We start from the raw sequence: 10,763 nt of genomic DNA on the forward strand, positions 1-10,763 counted from the left end.
CGATGTCGCTGGCTACCAAGCAGTACCGGTCCATCTCTTACATCTCGGGCCCGCTGCTGTTCGTCGAGGGTGCGCGCGACCTGGCCTACGGCGCCATCGTGAACATTCACATGGCTGAAGGCGGCATACGCGGGGGCCAGGTGATCGAGATTTCGGAGAAGAACGCGGTGATCCAGGTCTTCGAGGAAACCGCCGGGCTGGACCTGGACCGCACGTCCGTGAGCCTGCGCGAGGACGTGGCGCGAATCGCCTGCTCGCGCGACATGATAGGCCGGCGGTTCAGCGGGCTGGGCGATCCTATTGACGGCCTCCCACCGATCATTCCCGAGAAACGGCTGCCCATCATCGGCACGCCCATAAACCCAGTGGCCCGGCAGCGGCCGCAGGAGTTCATCCAGACCGGCATCTCCTCCATTGACGGTCTCAACACGCTGGTACGCGGGCAGAAGCTTCCGATCTTCTCGGGCGCCGGGCTGCCGCACAACGAGATCGCCGCGCAGATCGCGCGTCAGGCCAAGGTGCTGGGAGGGGGCGAGGAGTTTTCGGTCGTCTTCGCCGCGATGGGGATCACCCAGCGTGAGGCGGCCTACTTCATCGAGCAGTTTGAGGCAACGGGCGCGCTGGCCCGCAGCGTGGTCTTCCTCAACCTGGCCGACGACCCGGCGATCGAGCGGCTGATGACCCCGCGCATGGCGCTGACCACCGCCGAGTTCTTGGCCTTCGATCTCGACATGCAGGTCCTGGTTATCCTCACGGACATGACCAACTACTGTGAGGCGCTTCGTGAAATCGGCGCGGCGCGCGAGGAGATCCCGGGCCGGCGCGGTTACCCCGGCTATATGTACACCGACCTGGCGATGATCTACGAGCGGGCAGGCCGCGTGCTCGGCCGCAAAGGCTCTATCACGCAGATACCGATACTGACCATGCCCGACGACGACATCACCCACCCCATCCCTGACCTGACCGGCTACATCACCGAGGGACAGATCGTACTCAGCCGCGCGCTGCACCGCAACGGCGTCTACCCGCCGATCAACCCGCTGCCCAGTCTCTCGCGCATGATGAACGACGGCATCGGCCCCAACCGGACCCGCGCCGATCACGCCAACGTCAAGGACCAGCTCTTCGCCTCCTATGCCAACGGCGTGGACCTGCGCCGGCTGGTGGCCATCATCGGCGAGGAAGCGCTCACCGACCAAGACCGGCTCTACCTCAGGTTCGCGGAGGAGTTCGAGCGCCGCTTCCTGGGCCAGGGTGAGACCGACCGGACCATCGAGGAGACGCTTGCCATGGGCTGGAGGCTGCTCTCGGGCTTCCCCCGCGGCGAGCTGAAGCGCGTCAAGCAGGATCACGTGAACAAGTACTACGGCGAGCAGATGGAGAAGATCTGGGAGGATAGGACCACCCGGATCTAGCCCGGGCAGGGCGAGGACGGAGAACCCACGGCATGGCAGAGGTGATCAGCCCAACCCGGATGAACCTGCTGGCGCGGCGCAACCAGTTGCGCGTCGCGCAGCAGGGCGTGGATCTCCTCAAGCGCAAGAGGGACGCGCTGGTTGCCGACTTCTTCAAGATCGTTCGCGAGTCGCTCGCAGCCCGCGAGTCACTTTCCGCCGCCTGCCGCGATTCGTACGTCGCGCTCTCTCTGGCCAAGGCCTGGGAGGGCAGGGAGGCGCTGGAGGCGGCCGCGCTCTCGGCGGGCCGCGACATCCTGATGGACATCGAGATCCGCAGCCTCTGGGGCACCCGGATTCCCGAGGTGACGCTGCCCGAGGTGCGCCGGCCGTTGCTGGAGCGGGGTCAGAACCCCGTCGCCACCAGCGCCCGGACCATCGAGAGCGCCTCCAACTTTGAGGAGGTGCTCGCGTCCATCATTGCAGTGGGTGCAACCGAGGTCAAGCTCCGCAGGATAGGCGAGGAGATCAAGAAGACCACCCGCCGCGTTAACGCGCTGGAGCAGGTGGTCATACCGCGGCTTGCCGCCGAGACCCGCTACATCGCTTCGGTGCTGGAACAGCGCGCCCGAGAGGACGTCTTCCGCCTTAAGCGCATCAAGAAGAAGCTCGAGGCCAAGAAGAGCGGTGCATAACGAGGAGCGGAGCGGGCGTACCCCAACGCTGGCGGCTGCTCGCTGGCCGGCAGCCCTGGCCCTCGTGCTGGCGCTGGTAGGCTATCTGGTTGTGGCACAGGTTCGGACCGAGTGGCAGATCCGGCGAACCCTGCGCATCCCTTCCACGCAACTGGAGGAGCTGGCCTTCCTGCTCCGGGATCAGGAGCGCGGCCGCGCGGCGCTGGAGTCCCAGGTCGCCGAGCTGCGGGGCCGGCTGGTGGCATACGAGAGGGTCTCGGCCGAAGGCCGAACCACGGCCGCGAAGATGAGCCGCGACCTTGCGGAGCTTCGGGCGCTGGCGGGCATCACGGCGCTGGTGGGCCCTGGGATAACGGTGGAACTGAACGACAGCACGCGGCCGCCCCAGGCCGGCGAGGATCCCAACAAGACCATCCTGCACTATTCAGATATCCAAGGCGTGGTCGCGGAGCTGTGGGCGGCGGGTGCCGAGGCGATTGCGCTGAACGGCGAGCGGATCGTGGGCACCACCGGGATCTCCTGCGTCGGCACCACGATTCTCGCCAACACCAAACGCCTGGCTCCGCCCTTCCTGATCGAGGCGGTGGGCGAGCCCAAGCAGTTGGTCCAGGTCCTGCGGCGGAACGGCGGAGCGATTGAGCTGTTGACGGCGTTCGGTTTCCCGGTGAAGGTGGCGCCTCGCGAACTCGTGGAGTTGCCGCCCTACCGCGGTACCTTCCGTTTTGAGCACGCCTCTGTCGAGGGGAAGGAGTAGGGACGATGTGGCTGCCGATCATCGGACTGGTTCTGGGTGTCGCCCTGGGATTTCTGTTCTCGGTGCAGATCCCGCTGGGGTATGTCAAGTACACCGCGATCGCAATTCTCGCGGCGATAGACACCACCCTGGGCGGGCTGCGGGCGCAACTGGAAGACCGGTTCGACCTCATGATCTTCCTCACGGGGTTCGTGGTCAACGCCTCGTTCGCAGCGCTGTTGGCCGGGATCGGCGACCTCCTGGGGCTGGACATCTACCTGGGCGCGGTAATCGCGTTCAGCATCCGGATCTTCGACAACATCGGGTTCATCCGGCGTGATCTTATTGCACGTCACACGAAAGGTGGGAGATAGCAATGACAGTCCGCATTGGCATCAACGGGTTCGGCCGCATCGGCCGTCTGGCGCTTCGGGCGATGCGCGAGCGGTATCCCGACCAGGTTCAGGTGGTGGCGATCAACGACATCGCCGACCTGGAAACGAACGCACACCTTTTCAAGTACGACTCGAACTACGGCACCTATCCCGGAGCGGTGGGGGCACGCGACGGCAAGCTGGTAGTGGACGGAGGCGAGATCGCGGTGTTCGCCGAGCGCGACCCGGCCGCGATCCCGTGGTCGCAGGCGGGCGCCGAGGTCGTGATCGAGTCCACCGGCCGCTTCACCGCCGCCGACAAGTCGCGGGGGCATCTGCAGGGCGGGGCCAAGAAGGTCATCATCAGCGCCCCGGGCAAGGGTGAGGACATCATGATCAATATGGGCGTCAACCACGAGCTCTACGACCCCAAGCAGCACGCAATCATCAGCAACGGCTCGTGCACCACCAACGGGCTCTCTGTCACCGCCAAGGTTCTCAGCCGCCGGTTCGGGATTAAGCGGGGATTCATGACCACGGTCCACTCGTACACCAACACCCAGCGCATCCTGGACGTGGTCAGCGACGACCTGCGCGAGGCGAGGGCGGCGGCGCTGAACATCATCCCCACGAGCACCGGCGCCGCCAAGGCGATCTTCCTGGTGCTGCCGGAGCTGAAAGGGAAACTGACGGGAATCGCGCTGCGCGTCCCCACGCCCACCGTGTCCGTCGTGGACCTGGTTGTGGAGCTGGAGAAGCCGACCACCGCAGAGGCGCTCAACGCCGCCTTCAAGCAGGCGGCCGACGGCGAGATGAAGGGCTACCTCGGGTACAGCGAGGTCCCGCTGGTCTCCATGGATTTCAAGGGCGATTCGCGATCGGGCATCGTGGACGGCCCGCTGACCATGGTGATGGGCGACACCCTGGCCAAGGTCATGACGTGGTACGACAACGAGTGGGGGTACGCGTGCCGGATCGCCGACCTGGTGCACTACATGGCGGAGCGCGGCCTGTAGGTGTCCTGACGATGAAGAAGACGGTGCGTGACATCGATGTGTCCGGGCGGCGCGTGCTGGTGCGCTGCGACTTCAACGTTCCGATGGAGGGCGGCCGGATCACCGACGACCGCCGGATTCGCGAATCGCTGCCGACCATACAATACCTTCTCGAGCGCGGCGCGCGTGTGATCCTGGCCTCCCACTTTGGGCGGCCCAAGGGACGCGCAGACCAGGCCTTCACCCTGGCGCCGGTCGCCGAACGCCTCGGGACGCTGCTGGAACGGCCCGTCCCGCTGCTGCCGGACTGCGTCGGGCCTGCGGTTGAGGACGCGGTCGCGCGCTTGGTCGCGGGCGACGTGGTCCTGCTCGAGAACCTGAGGTTCCACGCGGAAGAGGAAGCCAACGATCCGGCTTTCGCCGCTCAACTCGCGGGTCTGGCCGACCTGTACGTGAACGATGCTTTCGGGACCGCCCACCGGGCGCACGCCTCTACGGCCGGCGTTGCCGCGCACCTGCCTGCGGTGACCGGGCTGCTGCTGGAGAAAGAGTTGGCGCACCTCGGCCAGGCGCTGGACTCGCCGATCCGGCCGTTCGTCGCCATCCTGGGCGGGAAGAAGGTGTCCGACAAGATCGGGGTGATACGGCACCTGCTGGATCGCGCGGACACGCTGCTGGTGGGTGGAGGGATGGCGTACACTTTCCTGCGCGCGCAGGGCCGTGAGATCGGCGCCTCGATCTGCGAGCAGGACTCCCTGGGGCTCGCCGCCGATCTGCTGGCCGAAGCCGCCCGCAGAGGAGTGGGGTTTGAGCTTCCCGTGGACGTGGTGGTGGCAACGGCGGTGGAGGCCGGCGCCGACCACCAGGTGGTGGATGCCGCCGCAATTCCCCCGGGCTGGGCAGGCGTGGACATCGGCCCCAGGACCGCCGCGCTGTTCGCCGGCATCGTCCGGGGCGCCGGCACGGTCCTATGGAACGGCCCGATGGGTGTCTTCGAGATCCCCGCGTTCGCCGGCGGCACGCGGGCCGTGGCCGAGGCCATGGCGGACTCCTCCGCGGTCACGGTGGTGGGAGGCGGCGACACCGCGGCCGCTGTCGAGGCGTTCGGTCTGGCCGGCCGCATGACCCACATCTCCACCGGCGGCGGGGCGTCGCTCGAGTTCCTGGAGGGCCGGGAGCTGCCGGGAATCGCGGTGCTGCAGGATGCGTAGGGGGATGCGCACGCCGCTCATAGCCGGCAATTGGAAGATGCACGCGACCGTGGGCGAGGCGCGCGACCTGGCCACGGCGGTGGCGTCCGGTCTGGCCGATATCGCCGCCGTGGACGTGGTCGTCTGCCCTCCGTTCACGGCGCTGGCCGAGGTCGGCCGCGTGCTTGGTGGATCGCCGGTCGAGCTCGGCGCTCAGGATCTGCACTGGGAGTCCAAGGGCGCCTACACGGGCGAGATCTCCGCGGCGATGCTCTGGGACCTGGGGTGTACCTATGTTATCGTGGGGCACTCGGAGCGCCGGCGGCTGCTGGGCGAGGAGGATGAGGCGGTGGGTCGGAAGGTGGCGGCGGCCGCCTCCGGCGAGCTCATCCCGATCCTCTGCGTTGGGGAGTCGCTGGACGAGCGAGAGGCCGGCCGGACCGAGCGGATCATCCAGACCCAGGCCCGAATAGGGACGCTGGGCCTGGCGAGTGAACAGGCGGCTCAGATAGTTGTGGCCTACGAACCGGTGTGGGCCATTGGAACCGGCGTTCCTGCCACCGGCGCCGAGGCCGACCGCATCGCGCGGCTGCTGCGGGAGTGGTTAGGTGAGTGGTTCGGTGATGCCGCCTCAGGCATACGCATTCTCTACGGCGGCAGCGTCACGCCAGAGACGATAGGCGAGTTTGTAAACCAGCCCGATGTGGACGGCGCGCTGGTGGGAGGCGCCAGCCTCAACGCGGGCACTTTTTCGGCGATCGTGCGGGCGGTCGCAATCTGACCGCCCGCTATGCGGTAGGGGAAGTATCCTCCACGATCACCTCGTAGGTGATGCGCGCCGCGTGCCGCAGCATCGCCGCCACCGAGCAGTACCGCTCCTCCGAGAGACTTGCCGCCTTCTCGACCTGCTCCTTCTGCAGTCCGGCCCCGGAGGCACGGTAGCGCAGGTGGATCGCCGTGAACACCTTGGGATGGTCAGCGGCGCGCTCCGAGCTCACCTCGATCGTCAGCGCCTCAAGGGGCGCGCGCATCTTCTTGAGAATCGAGACCACGTCCATGCCGGTGCAGCCGGCCAGGGCGGCCAGCACCGTCTCCATCGGAGTCGGTCCTGCCCCACTCCCGCCGAACTCGCGGTGCGCGTCCATTGCGAAGTGCGTGCCCTCCGGCGCGGTGGCATCGAACCGCATCTCGGGAGTCCACGAAACTGAAATGTTCATTGCGCCTCCCCTTGGCCAGTCTGTTCTGTAGTGGGTGACGTTCTCCAGTGTATGTTCACGGTTGCGCTCCGGTGCTGTCAAGGCGGTGCTGTCGGCGGGAGGGCGTCGCGCCGGGTGGCGGGCAGGTGTGGGGGATGGACCGGTTGATTTGACCAGTTCCTGATGCTACGATTGATGTTGTTCCGGGGCCGGCGGCCCCGGGACTGCTGTCTGGAGGTGGAAGGGTTGAACGACACCCTGGTCATTGTTCACATCATTGTTTCGCTGTCCCTGGTGGGGATCATCCTGCTCCAGGGACCGAAGGGTGAGGGGTTGGGTGCCATCGGCGGGAGCGCCCGCATGTTCCATGGCCCCCGGCCGCGTGAGTCGCTGATGACCCGTGTCACGGCCGCGGCCTCCATACTGTTCGTGCTGACAGGAGGCATTCTGTCCTTCTGGCGCTAGTGGGCGGGGCGGTCCCGCCGCCCTTGCCTGATCGGCTCGTGTGTTGTACCTGCCGGGATGGCGGAATTTGGCAGACGCGCACGCTTGAGGGGCGTGTGGGGTTTCCCGTGGGGGTTCAAATCCCCCTCCCGGCACCACGAACATTTGTTCGGTATATGCCCTGTCCTCTGGCACCTGCGCCTTGCCACTTCCTGCCCGGAGCCCTATCTGTGACGGACTAGTGTCCTGCGTCTAGCGCTTCTTCGCAATGCTTGATCTTGCGCATGATCGACGACGCTGTCGCCGTCCAGATGAACGGCCAGGGATGCGTATTGTTCTCTTGCAGATACTGATGGACGGCCCGTTCCAGCTCGGCCACGCTCCGAACCGCCCCGTGCCGGAGGCGCTTCCGGCGGCCGGACCGGGGAGCATCGCGCAGCAGCCCCGTCACGCCCGCCCTTGCGTGATCGCCGCGCGCTGGAGAAGACCATGTCCGATGTCCACCGCCTCCTGGCGGGGCAGAGCTTCGCGAACATAGACGAGGCGAACCAGTTCATGGCCACCTGATGGCGGGAACAGGCGGAGGGTGCTGAGGGCGTCCAACTTGCTCGCAGGGCGCTTGGAATCTCGCCCGACTGCGCCAATGCCCATGTGCTGCTGGCCGAGGAATCGGCGCGCACCCTGGAACAGGCGCGGGGCTTGTGTGCGCAAGGAGCGGCCGCTGGCAAACGCGCCCTGGGTGAGCGGGCCTTCAAAGAAGACGCGGGCCACTTCTGCGGCATCTTGGAAACTCGACCGTACATGCGCGCTCGGGCGGGCCTGACACAGTGCCTCTCTTGGCGACGTCGTCGCCTACGCCTCAGACGCGGCAGTCAACTGGCGGCAGACGCCGGGCGCGCTGGAGTGGCTGGCAAGGACGCGTTGAGCTGCGCGGGCTTGACAACCGCCCCCAAAATGAGGACAACCGCCCCCAGAATGAGGGCGCAGCATGATTGATGCACTAATGCCCAAGGTCAGAAGAGACATCCTCGCCTTGCTGCTCTCCCGGCCCGACGAGGCGTTCTACCAGCGTGAGGTCGTCCGGGCCACGCAGGGCGGCAAGGGCGCGGTCGAGCGCGAGCTGCGAAGGCTGAGCAATGCCGGGATCGTCCTACGGGAGAAGCGCGGGAACCAGACCTACTACCGGGCAAACCAGGACTGCCCGATCTACCCCGAACTGCACCGACTCATGGTGAAGACAGCCGGAATCGCGGACGTTGTCCGGGAGGCTCTGAGCCAAGTCCAAGGCATCCGACTCGCGTTCATCTTCGGCAGCATGGCGAAGGGGGGCGGAGACACGAAGAGCGATGTGGACGTGCTCATCGTTGGCGACGCTTCTTTTGCTGACATCTCAGGCGCGCTGTTGCCTGCACAGGAGCGCCTGGCCAGGGAGATCACCCCGACAGTCTACACGCCGGATGAGTTCGCGGAGAGGCTCAAAGGGAAGCACCGCTTCCTGATGCGCGTCTTACAGGAACCGAAGATCATGCTGATAGGAGCGCCCGATGACCTTGAGCGAATGGGCGAACTTGCACCGGAGTGATCTGGTAGCAGAACCGCCAGACAAGGACCTGATCACCGAACTGCGCGCGGTCGCCGACCGCGAGATACGCGACGCTGAGACGGTGGAGTCCTACGACGGCCGACTCGGGCATGCCCATACCGCCGGCCTGGCCATTGCGGCCGCTGCACTGGCCGCATCAGGCTATCGGGTGCGGCATGGGGCCCTGGCCCACCACTGGCGGCTCATTGAATCCCTGGAATACACGCTGGGCCTCGCACCAGCGCAGATCAAGGAACTGCAGGACTACCGGAAGAAGCGCAGCCTCTCCGTGTGCGAGCGCACCGGTATCGTCACAAGCACTGAAGCCGATGCTGCCCTTAATGCGGCGCGCCGCCTACGAGACCAGCTCTCCGCCTGGCTTGCCTCGGAGCACCCCGACTTCTTGCCCAAGTGACGCTGCCCCCGCTGGCGACGCTACTTGCCCCACCTGCGACGAGTGCGGGTGTGAAGCCGCCAGTCCTGCTCGCTGCATCTGCCGCTCCCCTTGTCGCACCCCCTCATAGGTCCAAAGAACGGTAGTCACAGGCATCCTGTTAGAATCGGCTCCAAATCCTGCCCCGGCTACCACCAATGTTTCGCCCGAGGCCATCCGGACGGCCCCGGCAAGGTTGCCCGTCAGTTCGGCCTCCAGGTGCGCGTCTGGACGGCCGAGGTTGACGGGCAACATCTTTACCTCCTCGACCTACTTCTCTGTGGCGAACGCGCTCCGGCCGTGATCGCGGCGGAGAAACCTCTCGTTCACCAGTTCGGCAATGGCCTAGCGGACCGTTGGACGACCTTGCCTTCCGTATGCCTGACGGGGCTGTCCGTGGCAAGATGAAAGTGGAGGGGGAACCGGTGTGCAGTACATCCTGCCTCTAGTCCTCCAGCAGGGGCGCTGCCGACTGTGCGGCGCAGAGTCGGTGCTGGTCTCCAGGCAGATGCGCGTCTGCGCGGCCTGCATCCGCACCGACCCAGACCACGCCCTGCCGCTGGCCCAGGCAGCCCACCGCCGCTCCAGGCGGCTGTTCTCCCTGCCAGAAGAGCCGCCGCAGGCGCTCGACGGCGTCCCCTGCTCTCTGTGCCTGCACGGGTGTCGCATGGCGCCGGGGCAGCGCGGCTACTGCAACCTACGCGAGAACCAGGGCGGGCGGATGGCGGTGCTGGCTGGCGGCCCCGAGGTCGGCGTCCTCCACTGGTACTACGATCCCCTGCCCACCAACTGCGTGGCCATGGACGTCTGCGGCGAGCGGGGGGCCATGCGGGGGGCTACCGGGAAGGCTAACCTGGCCGTGTTCTACGGCGCATGCTCGCTGAACTGCCTGTTCTGCCAGAACTGGCACTACATGCAGAACGCGCAGACGCTGAGCCCGCAGATGAGCGCGGCGGCGCTGGCCGAGGCGGCCACCGACCGCGTCGCCTGCATCTGCTACTTCGGGGGCGACCCGACCCCGCAACTCCCACACGCCCTGACAGCGTCGCGCCTGGCCGCTGAGCGTGCGGTGGGAGAACTCTCGGCCAGAAAGTACCCTGCGGGCGAGCACACGGTAAGTCCAGGCCGGCGCGTGCGCATCTGCTGGGAGACCAGCGGCACCATGCACCCGACCTACCTCCGCCGCATCGTAGACATGTCGCTAGAAAGCGGCGGCACCGTCAAGTTCGACCTCAAGGCCGCCAGCGAGCCGCTCCACATCGCACTCACCGGATTCTCCAACCGCCGCACCCTGGAGAACTTCGCTGCCGCCGCCGCACGCGCCCGGGAGCGCCCGGACCCTCCGCTGGTGGTGGCCAGTACGCCCATGGTCCCGGGCTACGTGGACTCAGAGGAGGTCGGCGCCATCGCCCGGGTGATCGCCGCACTCGACCCCGACATCCCCTACCGGCTGCTGGCGTTCTTCCCGAGTTTCCTGATGGAGAACTTGCCCACGACCTCGCGGGCCCACGCGCAGCGGTGCTTGGACGCTGCCAGCGCCGCCGGCCTGCGGCACGTGGCGCTGGGGAACCGCCACCTGCTGGGGGATCTCTACTAGGCGGCCCGCACGCCGACACGACGCACTCCGCAGAAGAGGAGGAACGACACAATGGCCGACGAGCGATGCGCGGCGTTCTACCCGTACTTGCTCGCAAACACCACAAGTGCTTTGAGAAAGCCCTTGT

At 66.6% G+C, this 10,763-nt stretch carries 14 protein-coding genes and 1 tRNA gene; 13 read left to right on the forward strand and 2 right to left on the reverse strand.

All coding sequences use genetic code 11. The annotated features are described in order from the left end of the window. Window positions 1–2: 2 nt before the first annotated feature. Genes RDU83_02275 through tpiA form a run of 7 tightly spaced genes read left to right on the forward strand, consistent with a single transcriptional unit; the run spans window position 3 to window position 6,165 of the window. Window positions 3–1,418, forward strand: a complete 1,416-nt coding sequence (locus tag RDU83_02275) for a V-type ATP synthase subunit B (protein MDQ7839838.1) — start codon at window positions 3–5, stop codon at window positions 1,416–1,418. Window positions 1,419–1,450: 32 nt separating this feature from the next. Beyond that, window positions 1,451–2,092 carry a V-type ATP synthase subunit D gene (locus RDU83_02280; protein ID MDQ7839839.1) on the forward strand — a complete coding sequence of 214 codons (642 nt, stop codon included), beginning with the start codon at window positions 1,451–1,453 and terminating at the stop codon, window positions 2,090–2,092. Next, window positions 2,085–2,846, forward strand: a complete 762-nt coding sequence (locus tag RDU83_02285) for a DUF881 domain-containing protein (GenBank protein MDQ7839840.1) — start codon at window positions 2,085–2,087, stop codon at window positions 2,844–2,846. The genes RDU83_02280 and RDU83_02285 overlap by 8 nt, the downstream gene beginning before the upstream one ends. 5 nt (window positions 2,847–2,851) lie before the next feature. Next, window positions 2,852–3,199, forward strand: coding sequence for a DUF1290 domain-containing protein (locus RDU83_02290; protein ID MDQ7839841.1), 348 nt, complete (start codon window positions 2,852–2,854; stop codon window positions 3,197–3,199). A gap of 2 nt (window positions 3,200–3,201) precedes the next feature. Continuing rightward, entirely contained in the window at window positions 3,202–4,215 is a 1,014-nt protein-coding gene (gene gap / locus RDU83_02295; protein ID MDQ7839842.1) for a type I glyceraldehyde-3-phosphate dehydrogenase, read from the forward strand. A gap of 11 nt (window positions 4,216–4,226) precedes the next feature. Further along, window positions 4,227–5,405 (forward strand): phosphoglycerate kinase, encoded by a 1,179-nt coding sequence (locus tag RDU83_02300; GenBank protein MDQ7839843.1) that lies wholly within the window; start codon window positions 4,227–4,229, stop codon window positions 5,403–5,405. A gap of 4 nt (window positions 5,406–5,409) precedes the next feature. Continuing rightward, a complete protein-coding gene (gene tpiA, locus RDU83_02305; GenBank protein MDQ7839844.1) occupies window positions 5,410–6,165 on the forward strand; it encodes a triose-phosphate isomerase in 756 nt (251 codons plus the stop codon). A gap of 7 nt (window positions 6,166–6,172) precedes the next feature. On the opposite strand, the gene RDU83_02310 is transcribed toward tpiA, so the two are convergent. Further along, complete coding sequence (locus RDU83_02310; protein ID MDQ7839845.1) at window positions 6,173–6,601, reverse strand: OsmC family protein; 429 nt, start codon at window positions 6,599–6,601, stop codon at window positions 6,173–6,175. 225 nt (window positions 6,602–6,826) lie between these two features. On the opposite strand from RDU83_02310, the gene secG reads away from it, so the two are divergent. Both secG and RDU83_02320 read left to right on the forward strand, forming a co-directional pair. After that, entirely contained in the window at window positions 6,827–7,045 is a 219-nt protein-coding gene (gene secG / locus RDU83_02315) for a preprotein translocase subunit SecG (GenBank protein ID MDQ7839846.1), read from the forward strand. Window positions 7,046–7,096: 51 nt separating this feature from the next. Then, a tRNA-Leu gene (locus RDU83_02320) sits at window positions 7,097–7,182 on the forward strand. 80 nt (window positions 7,183–7,262) lie between these two features. Here RDU83_02320 and RDU83_02325 read toward each other — a convergent pair. Beyond that, window positions 7,263–7,403 (reverse strand): hypothetical protein, encoded by a 141-nt coding sequence (locus RDU83_02325; GenBank protein MDQ7839847.1) that lies wholly within the window; start codon window positions 7,401–7,403, stop codon window positions 7,263–7,265. Between the two features lie 245 nt (window positions 7,404–7,648). Between RDU83_02325 and RDU83_02330 the strand changes: the two genes are divergently transcribed. From RDU83_02330 to RDU83_02345, 4 genes are all read left to right on the forward strand, one after another. Further along, window positions 7,649–8,020, forward strand: coding sequence for a hypothetical protein (locus RDU83_02330; protein MDQ7839848.1), 372 nt, complete (start codon window positions 7,649–7,651; stop codon window positions 8,018–8,020). Then, window positions 8,013–8,606, forward strand: coding sequence for a nucleotidyltransferase domain-containing protein (locus RDU83_02335; GenBank protein ID MDQ7839849.1), 594 nt, complete (start codon window positions 8,013–8,015; stop codon window positions 8,604–8,606). The genes RDU83_02330 and RDU83_02335 overlap by 8 nt, the downstream gene beginning before the upstream one ends. Beyond that, on the forward strand, window positions 8,569–9,021 hold the full coding sequence (locus tag RDU83_02340; GenBank protein ID MDQ7839850.1) for a hypothetical protein: 453 nt from the start codon (window positions 8,569–8,571) through the stop codon (window positions 9,019–9,021). The genes RDU83_02335 and RDU83_02340 overlap by 38 nt, the downstream gene beginning before the upstream one ends. Before the next feature lie 445 nt (window positions 9,022–9,466). Then, a complete protein-coding gene (locus RDU83_02345) occupies window positions 9,467–10,636 on the forward strand; it encodes a radical SAM protein (protein MDQ7839851.1) in 1,170 nt (389 codons plus the stop codon). The last annotated feature ends 127 nt before the right edge of the window (window positions 10,637–10,763 follow it).

Source organism: bacterium, from assembly GCA_031082185.1.
In the GTDB taxonomy this organism is placed as follows: Bacteria; Sysuimicrobiota; Sysuimicrobiia; order Sysuimicrobiales; family Humicultoraceae; genus VGFA01.